The sequence below is a fragment of the Cryptosporangium sp. NPDC051539 genome, assembly GCF_044454545.1.
Lineage (GTDB): Bacteria > Actinomycetota > Actinomycetes > Mycobacteriales > Cryptosporangiaceae > Cryptosporangium.
On sequence record NZ_JBITDV010000002.1, the window covers coordinates 480,159 to 503,266 of the forward strand.

At 66.6% G+C, this 23,108-nt stretch carries 24 protein-coding genes and 1 pseudogene; 9 read left to right on the top strand and 16 right to left on the bottom strand.

Annotation, left to right across the window (positions count from 1 at the left end; genetic code table 11):
* Positions 1-89 precede the first annotated feature (89 nt).
* On the top strand, positions 90-2,759 hold the full coding sequence (locus ACIBZJ_RS08185) for an MGH1-like glycoside hydrolase domain-containing protein (protein ID WP_395926915.1): 2,670 nt from the start codon (positions 90-92) through the stop codon (positions 2,757-2,759).
* Entirely contained in the window at positions 2,756-4,138 is a 1,383-nt protein-coding gene (locus ACIBZJ_RS08190) for an alpha-amylase family glycosyl hydrolase (RefSeq protein WP_395926917.1), read from the top strand. The genes ACIBZJ_RS08185 and ACIBZJ_RS08190 overlap by 4 nt, the downstream gene beginning before the upstream one ends.
* Here the strand turns inward: ACIBZJ_RS08190 and ACIBZJ_RS08195 are convergent.
* Both ACIBZJ_RS08195 and ACIBZJ_RS08200 read right to left on the bottom strand, forming a co-directional pair.
* Complete coding sequence (locus ACIBZJ_RS08195) at positions 4,098-4,271, bottom strand: hypothetical protein (protein ID WP_395926919.1); 174 nt, start codon at positions 4,269-4,271, stop codon at positions 4,098-4,100. The genes ACIBZJ_RS08190 and ACIBZJ_RS08195 overlap by 41 nt on opposite strands.
* Positions 4,256-4,381, bottom strand: coding sequence for a hypothetical protein (locus ACIBZJ_RS08200; protein ID WP_395926921.1), 126 nt, complete (start codon positions 4,379-4,381; stop codon positions 4,256-4,258). The genes ACIBZJ_RS08195 and ACIBZJ_RS08200 overlap by 16 nt, the downstream gene beginning before the upstream one ends.
* 1,403 nt (positions 4,382-5,784) lie before the next feature.
* Between ACIBZJ_RS08200 and ACIBZJ_RS08205 the strand changes: the two genes are divergently transcribed.
* A complete protein-coding gene (locus ACIBZJ_RS08205) occupies positions 5,785-6,183 on the top strand; it encodes a hypothetical protein (RefSeq protein WP_395926923.1) in 399 nt (132 codons plus the stop codon).
* A 2-nt stretch (positions 6,184-6,185) separates the two neighbouring features.
* Entirely contained in the window at positions 6,186-7,019 is an 834-nt protein-coding gene (gene otsB, locus ACIBZJ_RS08210; RefSeq protein WP_395926925.1) for a trehalose-phosphatase, read from the top strand.
* A 458-nt stretch (positions 7,020-7,477) separates the two neighbouring features.
* On the opposite strand, the gene ACIBZJ_RS08215 is transcribed toward otsB, so the two are convergent.
* From ACIBZJ_RS08215 to ACIBZJ_RS08230, 4 genes and pseudogenes are all read right to left on the bottom strand, one after another.
* Complete coding sequence (locus tag ACIBZJ_RS08215; protein ID WP_395926927.1) at positions 7,478-7,870, bottom strand: hypothetical protein; 393 nt, start codon at positions 7,868-7,870, stop codon at positions 7,478-7,480.
* Positions 7,871-7,945: 75 nt separating this feature from the next.
* A complete protein-coding gene (locus tag ACIBZJ_RS08220) occupies positions 7,946-8,806 on the bottom strand; it encodes a hypothetical protein (protein ID WP_395926930.1) in 861 nt (286 codons plus the stop codon).
* Between the two features lie 904 nt (positions 8,807-9,710).
* A complete protein-coding gene (locus tag ACIBZJ_RS08225; protein ID WP_395926933.1) occupies positions 9,711-10,001 on the bottom strand; it encodes a hypothetical protein in 291 nt (96 codons plus the stop codon).
* Between the two features lie 384 nt (positions 10,002-10,385).
* Positions 10,386-11,785, bottom strand: a pseudogene (locus ACIBZJ_RS08230) (IS1380 family transposase).
* Positions 11,786-12,200: 415 nt separating this feature from the next.
* Between ACIBZJ_RS08230 and ACIBZJ_RS08235 the strand changes: the two are divergent.
* Together ACIBZJ_RS08235 and ACIBZJ_RS08240 are read left to right on the top strand one after the other, a co-directional pair.
* Positions 12,201-13,367 carry a hypothetical protein gene (locus ACIBZJ_RS08235; protein WP_395926935.1) on the top strand — a complete coding sequence of 389 codons (1,167 nt, stop codon included), beginning with the start codon at positions 12,201-12,203 and terminating at the stop codon, positions 13,365-13,367.
* Positions 13,368-13,550: 183 nt separating this feature from the next.
* Entirely contained in the window at positions 13,551-13,898 is a 348-nt protein-coding gene (locus tag ACIBZJ_RS08240) for a hypothetical protein (protein WP_395926937.1), read from the top strand.
* Positions 13,899-13,985: 87 nt separating this feature from the next.
* Here ACIBZJ_RS08240 and ACIBZJ_RS08245 read toward each other — a convergent pair whose 3' ends face one another.
* Positions 13,986-14,276 (bottom strand): hypothetical protein, encoded by a 291-nt coding sequence (locus ACIBZJ_RS08245; protein WP_395926940.1) that lies wholly within the window; start codon positions 14,274-14,276, stop codon positions 13,986-13,988.
* Positions 14,277-14,777: 501 nt separating this feature from the next.
* Positions 14,778-14,927 (bottom strand): DUF664 domain-containing protein, encoded by a 150-nt coding sequence (locus ACIBZJ_RS08250; RefSeq protein WP_395927756.1) that lies wholly within the window; start codon positions 14,925-14,927, stop codon positions 14,778-14,780.
* Positions 14,928-15,036: 109 nt separating this feature from the next.
* Between ACIBZJ_RS08250 and ACIBZJ_RS08255 the strand changes: the two genes are divergently transcribed.
* Positions 15,037-15,600 (top strand): hypothetical protein, encoded by a 564-nt coding sequence (locus tag ACIBZJ_RS08255; RefSeq protein ID WP_395927803.1) that lies wholly within the window; start codon positions 15,037-15,039, stop codon positions 15,598-15,600.
* Here the strand turns inward: ACIBZJ_RS08255 and ACIBZJ_RS08260 are convergent.
* From ACIBZJ_RS08260 to ACIBZJ_RS08270, 3 genes are all read right to left on the bottom strand, one after another.
* Entirely contained in the window at positions 15,563-15,646 is an 84-nt protein-coding gene (locus ACIBZJ_RS08260; protein WP_395927758.1) for a hypothetical protein, read from the bottom strand. The two genes, ACIBZJ_RS08255 and ACIBZJ_RS08260, sit on opposite strands and share 38 nt — an antisense overlap.
* Before the next feature lie 83 nt (positions 15,647-15,729).
* Positions 15,730-16,026 carry a VOC family protein gene (locus ACIBZJ_RS08265; protein WP_395927760.1) on the bottom strand — a complete coding sequence of 99 codons (297 nt, stop codon included), beginning with the start codon at positions 16,024-16,026 and terminating at the stop codon, positions 15,730-15,732.
* A gap of 140 nt (positions 16,027-16,166) precedes the next feature.
* Complete coding sequence (locus tag ACIBZJ_RS08270; RefSeq protein WP_395926942.1) at positions 16,167-17,681, bottom strand: MFS transporter; 1,515 nt, start codon at positions 17,679-17,681, stop codon at positions 16,167-16,169.
* 212 nt (positions 17,682-17,893) lie between these two features.
* Between ACIBZJ_RS08270 and ACIBZJ_RS08275 the strand changes: the two genes are divergently transcribed.
* On the top strand, positions 17,894-18,562 hold the full coding sequence (locus ACIBZJ_RS08275; RefSeq protein ID WP_395926944.1) for a TetR/AcrR family transcriptional regulator: 669 nt from the start codon (positions 17,894-17,896) through the stop codon (positions 18,560-18,562).
* Here the strand turns inward: ACIBZJ_RS08275 and ACIBZJ_RS08280 are convergent.
* From ACIBZJ_RS08280 to ACIBZJ_RS08300, 5 genes are all read right to left on the bottom strand, one after another.
* Complete coding sequence (locus ACIBZJ_RS08280; RefSeq protein ID WP_395926946.1) at positions 18,559-19,125, bottom strand: GNAT family N-acetyltransferase; 567 nt, start codon at positions 19,123-19,125, stop codon at positions 18,559-18,561. The genes ACIBZJ_RS08275 and ACIBZJ_RS08280 overlap by 4 nt on opposite strands.
* Positions 19,126-19,335: 210 nt before the next feature.
* A complete protein-coding gene (locus ACIBZJ_RS08285) occupies positions 19,336-19,662 on the bottom strand; it encodes a hypothetical protein (protein WP_395926948.1) in 327 nt (108 codons plus the stop codon).
* Positions 19,659-21,449: a SulP family inorganic anion transporter gene (locus ACIBZJ_RS08290; RefSeq protein WP_395926950.1), complete on the bottom strand. Its 1,791-nt coding sequence runs from the start codon at positions 21,447-21,449 to the stop codon at positions 19,659-19,661. The genes ACIBZJ_RS08285 and ACIBZJ_RS08290 overlap by 4 nt, the downstream gene beginning before the upstream one ends.
* Positions 21,446-21,829: an ArsR/SmtB family transcription factor gene (locus ACIBZJ_RS08295; RefSeq protein ID WP_395926952.1), complete on the bottom strand. Its 384-nt coding sequence runs from the start codon at positions 21,827-21,829 to the stop codon at positions 21,446-21,448. Before ACIBZJ_RS08295 ends, ACIBZJ_RS08290 begins: the two co-directional genes overlap by 4 nt.
* Before the next feature lie 311 nt (positions 21,830-22,140).
* Positions 22,141-22,272, bottom strand: a complete 132-nt coding sequence (locus ACIBZJ_RS08300) for a hypothetical protein (RefSeq protein WP_395926954.1) — start codon at positions 22,270-22,272, stop codon at positions 22,141-22,143.
* A gap of 215 nt (positions 22,273-22,487) precedes the next feature.
* Between ACIBZJ_RS08300 and ACIBZJ_RS08305 the strand changes: the two genes are divergently transcribed.
* Entirely contained in the window at positions 22,488-23,036 is a 549-nt protein-coding gene (locus ACIBZJ_RS08305) for a hypothetical protein (protein ID WP_395926957.1), read from the top strand.
* The last annotated feature ends 72 nt before the right edge of the window (positions 23,037-23,108 follow it).

A 23,108-nucleotide genomic window follows, 5' to 3' on the forward strand; every position in this document is an offset into this window, starting at 1 on the left:
AAGAACCGCGGCCATGCGCTGGTGATAGACAGTGGGTGGCGTGAGGTCGCGGACACTGCGCTGGGATTCGTCCGGAGGTTCACCAGCTGATGAGCACGGAGCGGGAGCGGGTAGCCGGATTCGGGCGGTTGGATCTGGGTTTGCGGCAGGCGAGCGACTGGTACCTCTGGGGTCCGTATCTGGCCGAACGGCAGTGGGGCACGGTCCGGGAGGATTACAGCGCCGACGGCCAGGCTTGGACTCATCTGCCCCACGACCACGCCCGCTCCCGCGCCTACCGCTGGGGCGAGGACGGCCTGGCCGGTTTCAGCGACGTCGAACAACGCCTGTGTCTGGGCCTCGCCCTGTGGAACGAACGTGACCCGATCCTCAAGGAGCGGATCTACGGGTTGACCGGGGCGGAAGGCAACCACGGGGAGGACGCCAAGGAGTACTGGTGGTTCCTCGACGCGCTGCCGAGCCACGCCTGGAACCGCTGGCGCTACCACTACCCGCAGGCCGCGTTTCCCTACGAGGACCTGCGCGCCACCAACGGCGCACGCGGACGCCACGACCCGGAGTACGAGCTGCTCGACACCGGTGTGTTCGACGGCGACCGGTACTGGGTCGTCGAGGTCGACTACGCCAAGGCCGATCCCACCGATCTGCTGATGACGGTCCGGGTCACCAATGCCGGGCCCGACGAAGCACCGCTGCACGTCCTGCCGCAGCTCTGGTACCGCAACACCTGGTCCTGGCGCGGCCGCGATCCCGAGGTCCTCGCGGCCGACGGAACCGCGGTGCGGACCACCCACCCGTTCCTGGGCGAACTGCAGCTGCTGCCCGGCGACGGCCCGGACGGGCCTCCCCAGCTGCTGTTCTGTGACAACGAGACCAACACTCAGCGGCTCTACGGCACGAAGGGCCCGCAGTACCCGAAGGACGGCATCGGCGATCACGTCATCCACGGCGCCGACTCGGTCAACCCCGAGCGCCGGGGTAGCCGCTGCGCGGCGTGGTACCGCCTTTCGGTTCCGGCCGGCGACACCGTCGAGCTGCGGCTCCGCCTCCGTCCCACCGGCGCGGAACCCACCGATTTCGACGACGTGCGGCGCGCCCGGAAAGCCGAGGCCGACGAGTTCCACGCCGAACTCACGCCGGGCGCCGCCTCCGACGACGAAGCGGCCGTCCTCCGCCAGGCCGTCGCCGGCCTGCTGTGGAGCAAGCAGTTCTACGCCTACGACGTTGCTCGCTGGCTCGACGGCGACCCGGCCCAGCCGCCGCCACCGCTGGAGCGCCACGGCGGCCGCAATGCCCGCTGGCGCACGTTCCAGGCTTTCGACGTCATGTCGATGCCCGACACCTGGGAGTATCCCTGGTTCGCGGCCTGGGATCTGGCCTTCCAGTGCGTGGCGCTGGCCCACGTCGATCCGGCGTTCGCCAAATACCAGCTGAGCCTGCTGTGCCGGGAGTGGTTCCAGCACCCCAACGGCGCGCTGCCCGCCTACGAGTGGGACTTCGGCGACGTCAACCCGCCGGTGCAGGCCTGGGCCGCGCTCGAGGTGTTCGCCCTGGACGGCGGCACCGACCTGGACTTCCTGTCCCGGGTTTTCGACAAGCTGCTGGTGAATTTCACCTGGTGGATCAACCGGCAGGACACCGACGGGGACACGTTGTTCGGCGGCGGGTTCATGGGGCTGGACAACATCGGCCCGATCGACCGCTCGCACCTGCCGCCCGGCTGGGTACTCGAGCAGGCCGACAGCACCGGCTGGATGGCCTCCTACGCCGCCGCCATGGCGACGATAGCCGCGGTCCTGGACCGGTCCGGATCCCGGCCGGCGCTCGACCTCGTGCAGAAGTTCCTGGAGCACTTCGCCCAGATCCGCGAGGCACTCGACGGCGCCGAACTCTGGGACGAGGAGACGGGCCTGTTCCACGACCGGCTCACGCTGCCCGACGGCCGCTCGGCCTGGATCCAGGTCCGCTCGATGGTGTCGATGATCCCGATGCTGGCCGGTGGCGTGGTCAGCGAGGAGGCGCTCGGGCAGTCGGTCGCTGTCGGCAAGCGGTTCGCGCGCTTCCTCGCCCGGCGGGGAGTCGCCGATCCCGGTGACCTCCTCGACACCGGCAGGCTGCGCGGCGACGCGGGGCACCGCAGTCTGCTCGTGGGCGTCGTGTCGGTCGAGCGAGCTCAGCGGATGCTGCAGATCCTCTTCGACGAGTCGGAGTTCCTGTCTCCGCACGGGCTGCGGTCCCTGTCGGCCCGCCACCGCGACCAACCGGCCGTGCTGGACTTCGCCGGCATCCGGGCGAACGTCGACTACGAGCCGGCGGAGTCGACGATCGGCATGTTCGGCGGCAACTCCAACTGGCGCGGGCCGGTGTGGTTCCCCGTCAACCACCTGATCGTCTCCGCGCTGGAGCGTTACCACCGCTTCTACGGCGACGACGTGCGGATCGAGTACCCGACCGGCTCCGGCCACACCGCGACGCTGGACGAGGTCGCCGCCGATCTCCGCGGCCGTCTGGTGGCGACCTTCCTCCGCGGCCCGGACGGGAGCCGGCCGTGCTTCGGCGGCACGACGCGGCTGCAGACCGACCCGCGCTGGCGAGACAACATCCTGTTCCACGAGTACTTCCACGGCGACAACGGGGCCGGACTCGGCGCCACCCACCAGACCGGCTGGACCGGCCTGGTCGTCGACCTGATCCGGCGACGCCACCGCGCGGTCCCGTCGACCGCCGATGTGGTCCAGCGACTGATCAGCGGATCATGACCGTCGTCTACGAGATCAACACCGCCGTCTGGCTCACCGAGCTGGGCGGCATCGGCCTGGGCGACGTCTCCGGCCCGGTGTGGGACGCGATCGCCGCGCCCGGGATCGACGCGGTGTGGCTGATGGGCGTGTGGCAACGCAGTCCGGCCGGCCGGACGATCGCCCTGCGCGACGAGGAGTTGGTCGCGAGCTTCCGCGACACGCTCCCCGACCTCCGGGACACCGACGTCCTCGGCTCGCCCTACTGCATCCGGGACTACCTGGTCGACGAACGATTCGGCGGTCCCGACGGGCTGGCCGCCGCCCGGCGTGCGCTCGCCGCCCGGGGCGTCAAGCTCCTTCTGGACTACGTCCCGAACCACGTCGCGCCCGATCACCGGTGGCTGACCGAGCACCCCGAGTACCTCGTGCCCGGCGACGGCATCGTGGTCGGTGAGCACGGCTTCGCCCTGGGCCGCGACCCGTTCTTCCCGCCGTGGCCCGATGTCGTTCAGCTCAACGCGTTCCATCCCGGCCTGCGGGCCGCCGCGGCCGAGACCCTGACGTCGATCGGCGCCCAGTGCGACGGGGTGCGCTGCGACATGGCGATGCTGTTCCTCAACGACGTCTTCGCTCGTACCTGGAATCTTCCGGCACCGACCGACGAGTTCTGGTCCGTGGTCCTCCGGCCCGTTCGCGCCGAGCATCCGGACATGCTGTTCCTGGCCGAGGCGTACTGGGGCACCGAACCCGCGCTGCTCGCACTGGGCTTCGACGCCTGTTACGACAAGACGCTCTACGACCACGTGGTGCACGCCGATCCGCGCGCGGTACGCGTCCACCTGAGCAGTTCGGAAACCGGCACCGTCCGGTTCCTGGAGAACCACGACGAACCCCGGGCCGCGGCCGTGCTGCCCGAAGGGCAGGAACGCGCCGCGGCCGTCGCCGTCGCAACCCTCCCCGGCGTGACCCTGTGGCACGAGGGTCAGTTCACCGGCCGGCGTGTCCGGGTACCGGTGTTCCTCTCCCGCCGCCCGGACGAACCGCCTGCCGAGTCGCTGCGCGACTTCTACTCCGACCTGCTCGCCACGGTGGACCGCCACGGCGATTGGCAACTGCTGACCTGCGAGGGCTGGCCCGACGACCCCAGCGCCGAGCAACTGCTGGCCTGGAGCTGGACCGGCACCGACGTGCGTCAGCTGATCGTCGTCAACTATGCGGACGCCCCGGCGCAGGGCCGTGTCCGGCTGGCGTGGGACGATCTGGCGGGTACGTCATGGACGCTGCGGGAACGGCTCTCGGCCACCGAGTACGTCCGCGACGGCGACGACCTGGCCGCCGACGGGCTCTACGTCGGGCTCACGAGCTGGGGCTTCCACTGGCTGTCCGTGTCGCGCTGAGCACCGCTTTCACCGCCGCGGCGATCGGGATGGCCATCAGCACACAGACGAGCCCGAGCAGCGCCCCGCCCGTCAGCGCCGCCATCTGCACGGCGTTGCGCAGTACCCGGGGCGCGATCACGTAGTTCTCCACTTGCTGTAGACGACGAAGAACACCGTCACCAGGAACGTCGCCGGCCAGAGCGTCGTCGTCACGACACTGACCCCGACGCAGACCGTTGCGCCGAGCGTGGCACCGATCATGTAGGAACCGACTTTCTCGGCGACGACCGTCAGCGCGTCGTCGAGCTGCGCGGGTGGCCGTCGTCCGCGGTGCGTGAACGCACTACTTTGCCGATGGTCGGATGTTCGGCGCAGAGCTATTTAGCGCCAACGAGGACGAGGGTGCGGCGGCTCTGTTTCGCTGCCACCTAGACGTCAACTACCGATACCAAACTTGCAGACCTTCTGTATTCTGGTTGCGTCATCGAGATGCGGTCGCAATCTTTCGGATTTGAAGTGCTAGCGACCGTCGGGACCTATAACCGCCGTAGCATTTGACTTCGGCGACATTTACGATCAGCATGCTCAACTCATCGCCGCCTTGATGTGACAAGCGCGGCGAGCCCGTTGAGATCGCTAGGATGGTATTAAAGTGCCGGAGGGGGCGGGCGTGTCAGACTGTCGTTCCCGAAAGCCACAGCGGGCGGTGTTGAGGATGTTACTCGCACCTGTCCGAAGCGGAACGACGGCCTTGCTTCACCAGATTTCTCAGAGTCCGGACGTCGATACGGCGACGGGTGTGATGCGATGGGGGTTGCGAGCTACCGGAAAGCCCGACTACGCCATATACACCATGAATTCGCAGCGTCCCTTTCTATTTCATAAAACCACATTCGGGCACCGGACTATCGAGGAGTGCTCCTACGAGCCATTCCGATGCACGTCGGATGTGGCGAGGACCCGGCCGGTATTTGTATTCCGGGATCCGCTTCAAACGCTGAACTCCTGGCGTTTGGCTCGGTGGATCGGGCCGGACCTAAGTCGCTTCTTCTTGGCATACCAGTGGACACTGACCCTCTTTCGGCGCTCGATGTCCGATTCGATGCCCACGCGATGTGTCACCTATGAGCATCTCGCTACGGAGTCCACTGTGGTGATGCCCCAACTCTTTGCGCACTGGGGGATCCCATACCACAAGAGCCTACTTGCGTGGCGGACTGCTCCTGGAGACGGAACTATTAGGCATCCTCACTTGATCGACCAGCGCGCCAAGTTGACGCAACAACTCCAACAAGGTATGCATCGAAGCCTGGCTACCGGTCCCGCCGATTTTCATCTCGTAGTAAATGACGTCGTACTTAACGATCGCGAAGTAGATATGGTGGAACGAGAATTCCGATCCGACTACCAAAACATCCACGCCTTAAGTCAACGGTTTTTCCCATCTGAACGAACGCGAATCGACGTCGCTCCCATGCCCGAGGTGACAGAACACTAGCTTGGAGTCGAAATTGCCCGCAGCATTTTACGCCCTCGCTGGAGCGCTAATCGGCGTCTTGGGCGCCCTTGCCGCTGATGTCCTTCGGGCGCGCCGAGAGGATCGCCGCCTTCGGGAATCAGCACCTAGGAAGGCGTGTGCGGAATTCATGGCTGCAATTTCGCAGATGCGTCATCTCACCTACGAATTACATCGGGATCTCTCAAACGATGATCTCATAAGCCGCAATCTCGAGGTACATATGCAAGCCCGTGCCGCTTATGAGCAGTTACGACTGACGTCAAACTCGGCCAAGACGCAAGAAGCCGGGCGTTACGTTCTTCGCTATGCCTATGGTCTGCTCCGCCTCGTCTTAGGACGGACCCTACGGGAGGATGAGTTGGACAGGCATCCCATCGAGCTCTTGGCCGACTGGCATCTGCGACTGCTGGTAGAAGTTCGCCGCGAAATGGGGTCGACGCAGCCAGAGGCGGTCTTCGGGGAGCCTCGAGAATGGATGACTTTTCCGGGATTCAAAACGTCGGCCGATGCGCAGGCTCTCCATACGACGACCTCCGACGGATAGACATGGAATTCGGACTTTCTTCGCCGCAGACACGGACCGGGATCATGGGCCTACAAGCTCTTCTGAGCCGGCCGCGCGACGCACTGATGGCGTTCGACTTTGACGGTGTCCTGGCGCCGATAACGGATGATCCAGCAACGGCGAGACCGGTCCCCGGTATTTTGGAGGTGCTTGGCCGACTGGGGGAAGTCGTCGGTTCTCTCGCAGTTATCACAGGCCGGACCGCAGCTGACGTGGTGAGCTGCGGAGGTCTTGCGGCGCTCACGCGCTACTCAGGTTTGACAGTGTTCGGCGTGTACGGACTACAACATTGGGACGCCAAATATCAACGATCGGTCGCAATCCCTGCGATACCCGGCGTTGCCGAGGCGAGTTCTGAGTTGTCGGAGGTGCTCGAGACGCTGGATTTGTCCGGCAAAGTGAAGGTGAATCACAAGGGCAGCTCCCTTGCTTTGCATCTGTCACAGGCGGAGTCATACCCGCGGCTTCACGATCGGCTCGCCGAGCTCGCAGCGCGCCACGACCTCGTGCTTGAGGCTGGTAAAACTGTCCTGGAGCTAATCCCCCCTGGTGTGGACAAGGGCACCACTCTCATGTCGTTCGCGTTGAGGCGCGCGGCGTCGGTTGTTACCTATTTCGGCGACGACTTGAGCGACGTCGCGGCCTTCCGTGCTGTAGACCAGTTGCGGGAGAGCGGAGTCGCGGGAATACGAGTCGGTGTCGGTCCACCGGATTCCTTCGAACTTCACGATTACGTCGACATGACGATCAGCGGGCCGAGCGGCGTTCTGACGTTCCTCCGAGAACTTGTAAATTCGTTGACGAGAACGGAATAGCCGGGACCGGCGTCGATATCCTCACGTTAGCCGAATACGCCAGTCTCGGTAGCTGTGCTTGCTTGAGGTTTCGTTGCAGAACACCTGCTTGTCCCGTGTAATGTCGAGGTTTCCAATCGGCGCTGGGTCCTAAATCCGAACGCACGACCATGGCCCGCGGAGCGGTCGTACTCAACTGGCGCTGACAATCGGTCGGCGAACGCCGTCCTTGAAATGGGGTGTAGAAGCTCGTCCACAGGCCATCACGGGGATTGGCTTCGTAGGCGACTTAGGAAACGACCTCTCGTAGCCGCCGTTCGTCCGTGTGGCCCCCCGGCGAGCTACTTTTTGGTTTCGGCCTCTCCGTCGATCTGCCCTTTGTGGATCAGCCAGAGCCATGTTCCATCAGGTTGGCGGCGGCCGGAACTACGACCGCGCCAAGCCCCCGGAGAAAGTCGCGACTCCGCGAACAAACCCGCTCAGGGACCCGCGCCGTGGAACCAGATGCCGGCAACCGCTAACACGGCGATGCCCAGGAGGGACATGCGTTCGAACAAACGCAGTGCCTGGTCTTCTGGCAGATCTTCGCCGCGGGGCAATATCGGTCGACTCAAGAGCTCGAAGCGGCTGGCGTCCGCAGACTGGCCGCCCGCCGGAGCGGAGTTGGTGCTCGGGCTGCGTGGGGCGATGGACACCAGGTAGAGGCCCGGGGCGATTACTCCTGCTACGCCGGCGAAGAGCAGTTGGGAGGCCGTTGGCGCAATGTCATACCCAGCGGCGACGACGAACGCTAAGACAGTCGTATAGAGATGAAGAAGGACTACGAGACCGGCATCGTTGTCCGGCGCGAGGGCCGTGAGAAATGCCAGCACTCCGTGTTGTGGACAACGACGAAGCAAAGTCGACGTTTGACAACGTCATGGGGCCCGGCCGCGAAGGCCAGTAGGTCAGGTTGATTTGGGACTTGGTGTCGCTGTCGGTGTCCGCGCAGAGGTTGGGCTGGGCGGCGGAGTCTTCCAAGGCTGAACACAAACGACCCTAGGATTTGAACAATCGATAACTGCTGTGCGGTCTGTGCTGACCGTGCGGTTTGTCTTGTCCGGCGAATAGATCAGAAGCGGGAGAAACACGACCGTCAAAATGAGTAGCACCCCAACGGCCACTAATACCCATGCATATGTTGGCCTTGAGGGTCTGGGGTATTTCGGCGGCGACACTAAGGCTCTGGGCTCGGGGGCCTCACGATTCTGCTTTGAGAACCTGAAGCCAGCCGCTTGAAAGGCCGGAATTGCCTCACTTTTGGTTCCGTCAATCAGAAGGCGTATCACGACGCGGTCACCCGGATTCAATAGAAGCGGGCTCACAGCTACGGACTTCTCGGTCTCCTCGGCTAGGGTAAGCGGGTGCGGATTCCCGTCGTGATAAACGAACTCTGCCGTGGCGGCACGGATTGCACCTTCAATGAGGGCGATAGTGGGTGCCTTCGCCATGTCGGTAGCCCGCAGCTCCACGTCGCCGACATTCTCAAATTCGATGGTGACTAGGCGAGGGAGTTCCAACTTCTCGTCGCCTAACATGACTACCAGTTTGGCGAGATGCGGGCTCCGCCCCCTAGTCATGACAAGGGCGTCCGAAGTCTTCCTCCAGCCGATCTGCTTGTTGGCCTCTCGGACGGCTTTCTCATAATTCTGGACGGCTACTTCGTAGTTCCGCTTGGCTATTCGGTAGCTCCGGAAGGCAATGATTGCGACCACGATCGCGATCGCGGCGGCGACCCACCCTGAAGCCGGCCCAGGCTCCACAGTCATGTCCAACTCCAGCGTTAGCGCGAGCGAGATTGCTGCATAGAACCACGCACCTGTTCGTATGCCACACCCCGGGCCGCTCGGCGATGGCGTGTCACCTGAATGGACGATGAGTGTGCCTTCGGTCTGGGCCAGTTGGTAGCTGGCGCCAGGGCTGCGAGCAGGTCGCGCAAGTGATGCAACCTTCGATCGTCGATGAGCACCCCACCGTGCTCTCCTCGCGGTGACTAGATGGTGGCGAAGAGGGATCAACGGGACAGCGAGAACGGCAGGCCAAAGGTGTCCCGATTCTGGGCACGTCCAAGATCAGGGGCAAGGCACTCGGCGTATGGCTTCCGCGGCCGAACATCGACAGCCACTTCGGCCCCGTCCACATGGCAGCGATGGTCTACCGTAGGCCCGCGAACGTCAGGGGTAACAGGTCGACTAATGGAGGCCCGGTTGAGGACGCTTTCTGAGCGCACTCCGTCCTCCTTACCCTGGGACGACTTCGACCCTCTCGCCTATGCCGAGGAAAACTACAGGGGCGTCAGGGACGTCAGGGACCTCGAGTGGAGCTGGCAGGCGGACGCAGCGGCCGTTGCAAGCCTGCGCGGGGCCAGTCAGGCGCGGCGGCGCGACGCGTGCGCGCAACAGCAGGCAAGCCCGCGGCCGATTTCACGACACCCGCGGCACCTCGGACCCACTCTGATCGCTCGTTTATTGACGTCGTGTGTCCGCGTCGTCCGAGGTCCCAACCTTCCGCGAGATGTGCCGACATCGAACCGGCCGACTCGCGGGTACCTCGCGCTGACCTGATCGCCAACTAGATCCCCGAGCGCGGGGCCCCGCAACTATTCTTGCGAGGTCCCATCCAATGGCGCTGGTCGAAATCAGTTCTCCCTTTTCCGAGGCGTCCAATCCGCTACTATGGACCGCGATCGGTACCGCCATCACGTTTCTGCTGTTCCTTGCTGTTGCCGAGGGCGTCGCGCTGTTCCACCCGACTGAGGAAGTCCGGGCGCGGGCTCATGAGATCCTGCGAGACCTTTTGCAGTTTCTTTGCGACGTTCTGCGCTTCCTCTTTCGGAGCATCCGGTAATCGCCCCCGGCTGTCACCTCGGCCGATCGCGACGCTGCCCCGATGACGCTGCAGTGCGTCGCGCGGTTCGCGCTTGGCCGGGGCGACCCTGGAACTGATCGCCGACACGATGAACAACCAGGCCTCCTTCGACGCCCGGCTGGGGCGGTCGATAGTGGGCATCCCACGTGCCTCGGCTGCTGCACATCCGATGACGCCCTGGACTTTGGGACGCCAAGGCCCCGTCCGCCGGGCGACTCGGAATTCCAGTTAACGTCTTATGGCCAGGGCCCGGTTTGGATGTAAGTCGACAGCCGAACTTATTCTCATGCCGCCGTTAGCCTCGATCTTTCGCGCGCCGGTTGAGGTCGGTTGACGCTTGCGGTGGGGAGTGTTTCCAGCGGCCTGGAGCGGTGTGGGTGTGGCTGGGTCGCCCCGTCTGGTGGTTCCGGGGTGTTTGTCGGGTTCCACGGCCCGGGGTGGTGTCGTCCTTTCTTTGCTCGTAGGTGCCGTAGAGGCTGGTCAGGGTCCTGGTAGCGCGGTCAGCCGGTGCCAGGCGGTGAGGATCAGCCCGGTCCAGGGCCAGTGTTCAGCGAGTTTGAGTCTCGTGCGGCGTCCGGATCGGGTCAGCCGCGCGGCGGCGGAGAAGATCCTGGTCCGCAGGGTTTTCGGTTCCCACCGTCGGGCGTCATGCCCGGTGAGGGCGAGGGTCTGGGTCCAGGCGAGCAGGTCCAGGGCGATCACGACGAGTTGACACCAGATCTGGTTGCCGGCGAACGAGCGCAGCGGCAGGTTGGTCAGGCCGGTGTCTTTCGCGTTGCGGATGCGGTCTTCGCAGCGGGCCCGCCGTCGATGCCGTAACTCCAGGTCAGCCAGCTGCCCGGACGGGGTGTTGGTGGCGAACGCGGTGATGCGGTGGCCGTCGACGTCGGTGATGCGTAGCTGAGCTCCAGGGTGCGGGCGCTCTTTTCGCAGGATCACGCGCATGCCCGTGGGCCAGCCAGTCAGCTCCAGCAGGCCGGTGATCTCGCAGACCCACGCGCCGGGCCGGGGCCGTCCATCGGCGTCGACCGCGGGGCTCCAGGCGTCGGCCGGGATGAGCGGGATCACCGCGGCCATCGGCTCGGTCAGGGTGAACCCCACCGAGTACGACAACGCGCGTCCAGGCTGGTTGAGCCAGGTCAGGAACTCTTTCGTGCCGCCGGCAGCGTCCGCGCGGATCAGCGTGGCCCGGCCCCGCCGCCGGGCCGGTGGGAGCTGCGCGAGCGCGAGGCGGGTGAGCGTGATGTGGTCGGCGGCGGTATTCGAGCCCGCGTTACCTGGGCGCAGGATCACCCCGCCGGTCTCCCCGGTCCCGTCCTGCCCGTGGTCGATGAACGCCCAGAGGGGATGGAACCCGAACCCGGATTTCCAGGTCGCCGCGGCGCCTTCCTTCTCCGAGTGCGCGGTGACCAGCGTCGCGTCCAGATCCACGGTCAGTGTCTGTCCGGGCTGGTCGGGTGACCGGTCACCGGCCAGCGCCCAGGCACGTGAACGAGCCTGGGCCTGAGCGGCACGTAACGCTGCCAGGACCCGATGGGAGTCCGCGGCCAGCGCGGCGATCAGGCGGGACACCGTTGGATCGGAGGCCACCGGCCCGAACACGCCTGGTTCGGCGCGCAGCAGGGTTCGGTGCGCAGCAGGCCGATGTCGGCCAGACAGTCCCCGCCCACCGCGAGCGCGACCGCCAGGTCCAGCACGATCTTGCCCCGGTCATGGACCGCTCCGGGAAGCCGGAACGGGGCCAAGGCCTGCGACAACGCCGTATCTAGACCGGTCACACGGGCAGTCCGGGTCAGCAGCACCCCACCCGCGTGCGAAACGACACCACGACCGCCGCCCTCAACAACCATCACCGGATACAACCCGGTACTCTTCTTCACCTGAAAGGTGCTTCTCCCACTGCGCGAATACGGACTTCAGCAATCCCCATTCTCGCAGGTCAGAAGCACCTTTCGCTATCCACAAGCGACACTCACGTGATAGCCCGAGGTTAGTCGTTTGAGGCGTGGGCAGGTACCAATCACGCGAAGCGGCCAGAGCCGGGAAGCATACTGTGCTCACCGGCCCTCGGCCTAAGGTCGTCACCTGCAGGTGAAGGGCTCGCCGCAGTCTGGCGCACTTCGTAGGGTGGTCCCCTCGAGTCCAATGGCGGTGGTCAGTCCGCGGTCCTCAAGACGCGACGTACGGCCAGCAATTCGAGCGGGCGGGACATACCGGGTGCGCGCCGGTCAGCTCTCGCCAGCCGTTCGGTCATCCGCTCCCCGTCATGGTGCGGCGCTGGGCAGAATGCGTCACATGGTCGACGACGCCACCGACACCGCCAAGACCGCCGCCTTTCGAGAGTTCGAAGAGAACCTCGCCTACGCCCGCGAGATCGTCCAGGGCGGGCAGTGGCTGGAGAAAGGAAAGGTCGGCGGCTTCGAGGTCACCGCGCTCTACCGGGCAGCGTGGATGCAGGCAATGACCGCGGTTGACCGCTGGGTGCACCGCGAACTGTACGAACGGGCCGTGGCGATCGCGGTCGCGCCCCAGGCCCAGCGCCCCAAGGCGTTTCTCAAGCTCCAGATCCCGATGGACCTGTTCGAGGACGTCCTGCACAACGGCGCCTACCTGTCGGACCGCTTCACCGACTTCCTGCTCGGGAAGTTCGGCTATCAGTCCTTTCAGAACTACCGCAAGATCGAGGAGGCACTGGCTCACGTCGGGCCTACGAAGATCTGGGGACCGGTCGCCGAGCGGCTCGGCATGGCGACTCAGGACCTTCAGGGCCGGTTGGGCTCGATCGTGGACCGGCGGAACCACATCGCCCACGAGGCCGACCGGGATCCGGATAACCATGGTCAGCGGCTACCGATGAGCGCTGATCAGGTGACCGACGTGATCGACTTCCTGTTGCGGGTGGTCACCTCGCTGGAGGACGTGCTCGGGCCGGCCCCCGAGGCACCGGCCATCCGGCGACCGGGTGTCAACCTGACCCGGGAGCCGGGGAAGCGGGTGTGGACCAGACACGACGTGGACAGCGCGGTCGCCGAACTCGCCACGCGGGACGCCGCCACGGCCGAGGCCCTGCGCCGGCTCCTCCAGCACGCTGACGCCCACGGCGCGAGCTTTAAGGGTGGCACCGGCCCCGATCCGTCAGCCGGGCTGCATTACCCGAATATCAGCAAAGAGCGCCGGTCGCTGTGGTCGCTGTACCTGACACCGGCCAAGCCGTCGATCACGCTGAGCATCGGCTCCCTGCTCTGGGTCGACGAGAAGGTCGCACGCCAATTCCTGACGACTGCCCGTCATACCCCCGAATTGGACGCCGTCCTGATCGAGCCCGATGAAGCCCTGCTCCGCCGATATCCGACGGTCGCACTGCGGCCGTTAGCGACGCGGGTGGCCGCGATCGACGGCCTCCTCGCCGCGTTCGACGCCGTCCTGTACCCGGACGGCCAAATCAGCGGCCGGGGAGCCTGAGGGTAGGAGAGTCGAGTGCCCGGGGAGCGAGATCGGTCGCTAGCGCGGATCGAGCTAGACGACCTACGTCGACTGGCCGCACTTGCCGCCGAAGCAGAGGCGGATCTCTTCCGACGAAACCCGAGCCGTTCGGGCCGCTACGCAGACCGCCTACTGGGCCGTGCCCTATGCCAGGGCGCGGCGATGCATTACCTGGACGGAAACAACGGCGTCAAAGACTTCGATGTCTGGTCTTTCTACGCCGAGCACGGCAGCTGGCCTTTCCCTGCTCGCTGGCGCGGGACACAAGATTTCGGACCATCGAAGTTCGGCAGATGGTCCGGCGATCCGCTGACCTACTCGGGTAGGCGAGTAGATCTCCTCGGACGATCCCTTCCTTTCCAGCTCGGCTCAGATCCGGCAGTCGCCCTGCGGAGCTATCTCGCGGGCCGCCGGACCGTGTCAGCAAAAGCCTTAGCCGCCAAAGCGGTCGTTCTAATTGACCCAGCCGATCGCGTCGGCGAGGTCGTGTGGCCAGTCGCCGATCTGTGAGTTGACACTCGCTCATGCCGCTGTCAGTGCGCGCCGTGGCCGTTGTTCGACTGGGTGCAGTGGTTCGTGGGCCGGGCTTGGCCAAGGTCACACCAGGCGTGGCCGGATAGCGAGCCACGCGCGGAGCCGGTCGGCGAGGTCTGGATCATCGAGGTGGGCCAGGTGTCGTTCGGCCGCGTTGACGAGGTTCTTGGCGTGCCGTAACTCGAGCATCTCTTGGTGCTCCAACGTGTGCAGGTCCCGCGGGTCGGGGTACACAGCGACCTGGTCGAGGGACACGGGCAAAGCGTCCAGGCACGCCCGTACCACGGTGTCCGCGGACGGCAGGATCGACATGGCCATTCCGGCGTCGCGCATCTGCGACACGTAGTACGCCATTCGCACCGCAACCTCGCGCGGGCCGAGCGCGGAAGGCTCACGTGCCTGGTCCAACAGCCATATCTTCAGCTGCGACCATGCTGGCCGCTCCGCCGGCCGGTCCTTCCACCGCTCATCGATTAGGAGCAGTACGTGTAACCACCAGTTCGGTGCTGAGAACTCGGGCCGACGGTGTGCGAGCCATCGCTGGCGCGGGTCCTCGTCCGCTCCGACCAACTGGTCGAGATCCCCGCCCAGGACTGTCTCGTCTCGCACCTCGACACAATGATGCCCGTACGCGGTGAGAGCAAGTACGCGCCCACGGCCCACGGAAACGTCCCAGCCTCCGCGAGGCGATGCCCTGATTGCCGCCAGGTCGGCCTCCCTCGGCGCTTCGGTGATTTTCTTTCGCCCTCGAGGGCGACCGGTTGCTCGGGCGCGCCTCAGGGCGGAGTTGCTGGTTGAGCTTCCCGCCGGAGATGGCTCGGTCAGGATGTTGCCGATGGTGCCTGGAGCGGAGATTTACGGCTGGAACAAGTCGTTTGCCGGTGCACCCTCCAGCGTGAGGACGAGCGAGGGGATCGACGCGCCGTCGAGCTGTTCGCGGATGATGTCGGCATGGCCGGCGTGACGGGCGACCTCCTCGATTTGGTGGGTGAGGTAGTAGCGCAGCCGGCGGCTGCTCGGTGAATCGGCCGCACCACGGCGCCGGTGGCTCTAGCGATGGCGCTTCGGGATCGGCCGCGGCGAACGCTCTTACGGGGCCCGGGGCGTCGTGCCCGTGGCATACGCGGTCTTCGCCTTTCTGCTCGGCGTCACAGCCGGAATGTTGCTGCGCCGGGTCGTCCCGGCGATCGCAGTGACGCTGGTGATCTATGCGGTCGTGATGGCGATCATGCCGCTCTGGGTGCGGGCGCACCTGGTCCCGGTCGAGCACGAGACGGTCGCGCTCGACGTCCACGACCTGCGCGGGATGTCGGTCAACGTCGACAACACGAGGGTCTTCGAAGTCTTCGGCCAGCAGGCCGAAAGGGGCATGGAACGTCAGCAACCGCACGATCACCAGCGACGGGTCGACGTTCAACGGTCGCGCTCCGGACGCCATGACCTGCGGACCGAACGGCACCGTACCCAAGTGCGAGGCGTGGCTCGGATCGCTCGGCCTGCGACGGGACCTCCAGTGGCACCCCAACAGCCATTTCTGGCCGCTGCAGTGGACCGAAACCGGGCTTTTCCTCGGCCTCGCCGCCGTGCTCACCGGGTTCTGCTTCTGGTGGGTCGATGCTGGTGGCCGATCGGAGGGGGTGTCAGAAGGGCTCGAACCCCGAGCGGAACCATTCGCTGAGGGTGAGTTCTCGGGCGATCTCGGTGTGGGAGAGGCCGCGGCCCATCAGGGCGAGGACCTCCAACTCGCGGGGCGTCAGCGCGGAGAGTTCCGGGTGTGTCGACGGCGCCGCCGGGAAACCAGGGGAGATCACTGGGGTTTCCCGACCGCCGGCCGGGTAGCCGCCCGTTCGGCGGCACTCCGCCCGATGCAGAACTCGTTCCCCTCCGGGCCGGCGAACACCACCCACCCGGTCCCGTCCGACCGACGTCGATCGTCCAGCACCGTCGCCCCCAGACCGGTCGCTCGCTCGATCTGTTCGTCCCGCGTCGTCGAGGTCGGCCACAGGTCGCACTGGATGCGATTCTTCGCCGACTTCCCGTCCGAAACGCGCAGGAACAACAACCCGGGCCGGCTGCTCCGTCGTCGCGACTCAGGACCAGCCAGGCCTCGTTAGAAGTGTCGGGCGGCCGGCGGCAGGTCCCCGATCACGGTGATCCGTGCGGCGGGGCCGCGCTAATGCAGCACTACGAGCAGATCGGTCCGGTGCCGCAGTAGAGCGGCACCGGACCGGCATGCTCCCGGGCTCAGGCGGGTACGAGAACCGGTTCCGCGGTGACGTCGGACTTCCGCGTGTTGATCAGGATCAGGGTCAGCACCGTCGCCGCGGCGATCAGCCCGGCACCGACCGCGAAGGCCACGTGATAGCCGTGGATGCTGGCCGCCGACGCGGCACCGGCCGAGGGGTGGTCGACCAGGTACGCGCTCACCGCGCTGGCGAACAACGTGTTCAGCAGCGCCGTTCCGAGCGCGCCGCCGAGCTGTTGCGACGTGTTGAGCAGGGCACTGGCGACGCCGGCGTCGTGCTCGCCGATGTTGGTCAAGGCCAGGCTCGACGTGGAGACGAAGAACAAGCCCAGGCCGAGACTGATCAGGATCTCCGCCGGCAGCACGTGGGCACTCCAGCTGGTCGTCTCGGTCAGGGTGACCAGATAGGCCAGCCCGACGGTGGCCAGCACACCGCCGACGACCGTCAGCACCTTGGGTCCGACCCGGGGCAGCAGCGAGCTGGCGATGGTGGCCGAGACGACGATCCCGGCGCTGAACGGGAGGAACGCGAAGCCCGACTTCAACGCGCTGTAGCCCAGGTTCTGCTGCATGTAGTACGCCAGGAACAGGAACATCGCGAAGAGGCCCGCCCCGACCAGCAGCGATCCGCCGAGCGCGGCGCCTCGGTTGCGGTCGAGCACGATCCGCATCGGCAGCAGCGGGTGGCTGGTACGGCTCTCCCAGACGACGAACCCGACGAGCAGGACCGAGGCACCGGCCAGCCAGCCGAGGGTGGTTCCGTCGGTCCAGCCCGAACCCGGCTTCGCGGCCTCGGTGAAACCGTAGACGAGGGCGGCGAGACCAGCGCTGACCAGGACCGCGCCGGGGACGTCGTAGCGAGTGTCACCGTGGGCCCGGCTGTCCTTCACCAGCGGGATCGCGGCCAGCGCGGCGAACAGCGCGATCGGGACGTTCACCAGCAGGCACCAGCGCCAGCTCGCGTACTCCGTGAGCACGCCGCCGAGGATCAGTCCGATCGCCGCGCCGCCGCCGGAGATCGCGCCGTACACGCCGAAGGCGCGAGCCCGTTCGCGGGCATCGGTGAACATGACGGAGATCATCGAGAGGGCTGCTGGGGCGAGCAGTGCGGCGAAGGCGCCCTGCAGAGCCCTGGCCCCGAAGAGGGTGAGACCGCTCTGGGCGGCGCCGCCGAGCGCGGAGGCCGCGGCAAAACCCGCCAGCCCGATGAGGAATGCCTTCTTACGACCGGTGTAGTCGGCGATCCGGCCGCCGAGCAGGAGCAGACCGCCGAACGTCAGGGTGTAGGCGGTCACCATCCATTGGCGGTCGGCGTCGCTGATGTCGAGGGCGTGCTGGGCCGACGGCAGGGCGATCGTCACGATGGAGGCGTCGAGGACGACCATCAGCTGAGCGATCGCGATCACCCCGAGCGCCCACCACCGCCTCGGGTCGACCGGAGAAAGGTTGGGGTCCGACTCCTCGGCCGGCGTCTGCGCCTCGCCGGGCGGGTCGCCGATATCGGAAAGGGTCATGGTGCAGCTGTCCTTCGTCTGTGTCGTCAGGCCCCAGCGGGGCCAGCACCGAGGGACCCGGCGCGCGAACCGGTCGTCGTTGCCCGGCTAAGTGGAGAAGTAACTCAACTTCCGTCCCGCACAGTAGCCGATAAGTGGAGAGGCTTGTCAACTTTAGGAACGTCTCTCAAGTTCGACTGGACGGGCACCCCGCGGCGGACTACGCTCTCGCCGTGAGCACCACGGGTGAGGCCGGGCCGGCGGTCAGGCCGCTGCGACGCGATGCCGAGCGCAACCGGCAACGCATCCTTCGCGCGGCCCACACCCTCGTCGCCGAGAAGGGACTGGCGCTCAGCCACGACGAGCTGGCTGAGGCGGCCGATGTCGCCGTGGGCACCGTGTACCGACGTTTTCCCGACAAGGCCTCGCTGTTCGAGGCGCTGTTCCGCGACGAACTCGACCGGATCGTGGCGCAGGCCGACCACTGGTTGACGATCACCGATGCCTGGCAGGCGCTCGAGAGGTTCATGGTCGATCACCTCGAGATCCAGGCGACCAACCGGGGCTTCAAGGATCTGATGCTGCAGTCCGCCGAGCAGTTCGACCTGATCTGCTACTTCCAGCAGACCATCGTGCCGATCATCGAGGAGCTGGTGGAGCGGGGGCACGAGGCTCGGGTGCTGCGGCCCGGCGTCTGCGTCCAGGATTTCGTGGTCGCCTCGATCATGGTCGGCGCCGTGATCGACAGTGCCCGCGACGTCAACCCGGATCTCTGGCGCCGCTACCTGGCCGGTCTCCTGGACGGATTCCGGGCCGTGTACCCCGCCCCACTGCCGGGTTCGCCCCCGACCGCCGACGAGGTGGACCTGATCAAGCGTGGGTGCGCTCCGCCGATGCGCTAGAGATTGCCGCGCCATTCGTCGGCCAGCAACGCGTAGTAGTAACCGTCCATCCACTCGCCGGACGGGTGCAGTCCGTCCAGCACGGTGTGCGCCTCCCGGCGCATCCCCACCCGTTCCATCAGCCGATACGACGGCGTGTTGGCGGCGAAGCAACTCGCGAATACCCGTCGCAATCCTAATTCTTCGAAGCAGATCCGGATCGCGGCTTCGACGGCCTCCGTCGCGTAGCCCTTCCCGGTCTCTTCCGGTCGTAGCGACCAACCGAGTTCGGCCTGGACGCCCTGCGCCTGCGACATCATGCGCAGCGGAGCCCAGGCATCCTCGATTTTGATCATCACCTCGCCGATGATCGCGCCGGCTCGTTCGATGAGCAGCAACACGCCGAACCGTTCGGGCGCGGCGAACCTGGTGTGGAAGTCGTCCGGAGGATCGCCCATCCACTCGACGACGTTGGGCAGTGAACGATACGAGAGGACGTCGTCGGCGTCGTCGGGCCTGGCCCGCCGGAGCGTCAGCCGCGCGGTGGAAACCGGCCAGGAAACGTCGTCGAGCTGGTGGGGCATTACTCCATTGTGACGAGAAGAGCGCCGGTACCGGGTCGTCGGTCCGACTCCTGACCCGGACGTGGAGCGGCCCGGAACGCGTGTTCGCGTTCCGGGCCGAGGCGTGCGGGGTAGTTCCGCGGGTTGTGTTCCCGTCCTGGAACTAGGTTCCCGCTGAATGCGCGCAACCTCGTTCGGGTGATGACGCCGCGAACGTTCGGTTCACAACACTTACGCCTCGCCGTTCCAGTCCGGCTCGATGCGGACGACCAGGCCCGCGCCGTGGTCCGTGGCCTGGCCTTGCGACAACGCCAGGCGCACCATCGTGATCCAGCGACGCTCCCAGTCCCGGTCGGGTCCCGTCCCCTCTTGGACGGCCCGGGCGTGAAGCTCTGTGGTGTTCAGGAGCGCGGTGCCGTCTTCGTTCATCCGGCCCAGCCCGGCGGATCGGAGAGTCGCGTCGACGACCGTCGGCGCGCAGGTTGAGAACACGTGCAGCTGCTCGAGATCCTGCGCCTCTTTGAGTTCGACCGAGTGTTCTCCGACAACGACGATCATGAATTTTCCTCCTGGATCACATACGCGGCTGGTCGGCTGGAGTGCTGCGTCTCTTCGTGGGCTGAGGTCAACGTCGATAGCGCGGTGGCTTGGGTGGTTTTGCGGGCTTTCGACGCAGGCGGGCCAGTCGCCTCGACGTGGTTGCGGGCGGCGGCGATGGCCTCGGGTGTCGTGTCGAAGCATCGGTGGGCGGTTCGCAGCCTGGGTAGCAGGCCGACCGCGGTCAGGGTTCGTTCCTGTTCGGCCCGGACGCCGGAGAGGTAGACGGTGCTACCACCGGTCTCGAGCCGATCGACGAGGTCACGCAGTACGAGCCCGCCGGTGGTGTCGAGAGCGGTGACGTGCGACAGGCGCAGGACCACGACCTGCGCGGGGTCGGCAATGTCGAGCAGAAATCGGTGGGCAACGGCGAAGAACAGAGGCCCGTCCAGCCGGTAGACGACGATGTGCTCGGCCAGCAAGTCGGCCTCGGGAGGCGACGGGCTGCCCTCGAACGTCTCGGTCCGCACGCTCGCCGACCGCGCGATCGCGCGGAGGGCCGCGATCATCGCCGCGACGAGTCCGATCACGACTGCGGTGACGACGTCGACCGCGAGGGTGAGCGCGGCGGTGACGGCGAGGACCAGACCGTCGGCACGGGACGCCCTCCAGAACACCGCGACCGTGCCGAGTCCCACCATCCGCACGGCTGTGGCCATCAGCACCCCCGCCAGAGCGGCCAGCGGAATCTCTGCGACCACCGGACCCGCGGCCAGCATGATCGCGGCGAGAATCACGGCGTGGCTGAGCGCCGCGACCCGCGAACGGGCTCCGGAGCGGACGTTGACCGCGGTCCGGGCGATGGCCGCGGTCGCGGGCACGCCGCCGAACAGCGGGGCCGCGAGATTCGCCAGTCCCTGGCCGAACAGTTCCCGGTCGGGGTCGTGGCGGGAGTCGACGCTCATGCCGTCGGCGACCGTGGCCGACAGGAGGCTCTCCAACGCGGCGAGGGTCGCGACCGCGACGGCGGGGAGGACCAGCGCGGGTAGCGCGTCCCACTGGATGAACCCGACGGTCGGCGCGGGCAGCGTCGAGGGCAGTGCGCCGATCCGGGGGATGTCCCAGTGAGCGGCGTCAGCGAGCACGGTGGCTACGACGACAGCCGGTAGGGAGAACGGAATCCCGGGGCGCCAGCGACTGCCGGCGAGAATCGTCACCACCACGCCGGTCGCCAAGCCGATCGTGGTCCAGTCCGGGTGCGCCGCCGACCGGGTGAGGGCACGGGCGGCGAGCGCGACCACGTTGCCCGGCTCGCTGTGCACGCCCAGTGCCGCGGGCACCTGCTGGAGGAAGATCACGGCGGCGATCCCGACGGTGAAACCCTCCACCACCGGTGCCGGTACTAGCCGGATGTAACGGCCTATCCGGAGCAGTCCGGCGCCGACCAGGAGCAGACCGGCGAGCAGGCCCACGGTCAGCACTCCGCGAGTGCCGAACTCGGCGATGATCGGCACCAGCACGACGGTCATCGCGCCGGTCGGGCCGGAGACCTGCAGGTTCGATCCGCCGAACACCGCGGCGACCGCTCCGGCGACCACAGCGGTGACCAGTCCGGCGGCCGCACCCGCTCCGGAGGCGACCCCGAAGCCCAGCGCCAGCGGCAACGCGACGACGGCCACCGTCAGTCCGGCCAGAAGATCCTTGAGCGGCTGCCGGCGGGCCGCCTGCAGGTCCGCACGCGAGGGCAGGAGGGACAGCAGCGCCGATCCGGTCCGCAGCCACCGTCCTGGGGCGCGGCCGGGCGTCACCGACCCGCCGAGTCGACCGTAGCCGCGGGCCGGCTGTCGTCGGTGTCCGGTTCCTGCTGCGCCTCCAGCGCCTCCAGCAACTCGACGTGTCCGACGAGCATTTCGGTGAGGATTCGGCGCGCCGCGCGCATCAGGTCGGCGACGTCGGGACCGGCCAACGCGTAGGTGACCGCGGTGCCCTCGCGCCTCGAGGTCACGATCCCGGCGCGTCGTAACACCCCCAGCTGCTGGGACAAACTCGACGCCTCGATGTCGATCTCGGCAAGCAGTTCACGGACCTGCCGGGGTCGCTCTCCTAGCAGCTCCAGCACACGGATCCGGACCGGATGCCCCAGCATCCGGAAGAACTCCGCTTTCGCCTGGTACAGCGGAACCGCCATGCACCCCTCCTGCCCCAACGGCCACAACTTAGTGATTGAAGAAGTCTTCAATCAAGCAATTCGTCACTCAGGCAACTGTGCTCTCCGTCACGTGCCCGGTCGGAACGCGGCCACATCGCCGGCCCGCTCCTGGCCGAGGAGCCCTCGCTCGGCAGGCGGCGACCGGGCTGGTGGGGTACGTCTAACCGCAGGCCTTCGGACTTTCGGCACAAGGTCAGTACTACGAAATCAGTGGCGGAGGCGACTTCGCCCCGGACGTGGAGCGGCCCGGAGCGCGGTTTCGCGTTCCGGGCCTTCGCTTCTCGGGGAGGTCAGCTGCAGTAGCTGTAGTCCCAGCAGTCGTTGTAGTGGCGCTTCTTGTGGTGGCGACGACGCGGCCGGCAGTCGTAGTCGTAGCTGTCGTTGCAGTCGTACGAGTAGTCGTAGTCGTAGCAGCCGCTCATGTCGTCCAGCCTCCTGAAGTTGTTCGGCGGGGTGTGTCCCCGTCCTGGAACTACCTTCTCGCCGAACGCGCCCCCGCTCGATCGTCGGGATGACGTCGTGACTGTTCAGTTCGCAACACTCGGTCCTGCCGCGCCTCGGAGCGAATACGCCTGGTTCGCCACAGAGCGGATGGGTATCAGCAGAAAGGAACCGCTCCGCAGCGAAGGGTCCTCCGATGGCCGCTCCCGACATCCGCTCGCTGTTTCGCTCCGGTCCGGCCCGCACGGTGGCCGTCGTCGTCGCGCTGATCGTGGCGGCGCTGATGGTCCGCGGTGCGGCCGGCGGCCGCGACACCGCGTCCGACGGACCGGCCTCCGGCACCGCGCAGCCCGTGGCTCCGGCCGAGGTGACCGGCAACGGACAGGTGGTGATCGGCGGCGCAGTCGTCGTGCCCCACCCGGCCGACGAGGACGCCACCTTGCGTTCCTATCTCGGACGCGACGCCGAGGCCCAGCAGGTGCTGGTGCTCTCGGTCCCGGCTGACGAGGGCTTCTGGGTCGGCAGCGGCCCGCTCGATCGGATCTGGGTGCAGATCTCCGGTGCCGGCGAGTCTCCGCTGGTCGTCCGCTCCGGTCAGCACGTCAGCTTTACCGGGACCGTCGTCGCGCACGACAGCGGATTCGCCGCCCGGGCCGGCGTCACGATGCTCGAAGGCGCCTCCCGATTGACCTCGGAAGGTGCCCATCTGCGGGTGCCGCGCTCGAGCGTGGTCCTCGCCGGGTGAGCAGACCGCCTGCTGCGGATGGCTTGTTCGGTCGCCCCCGCGGCTCGGACGTGGAACGGCCGGCTCCGCCGT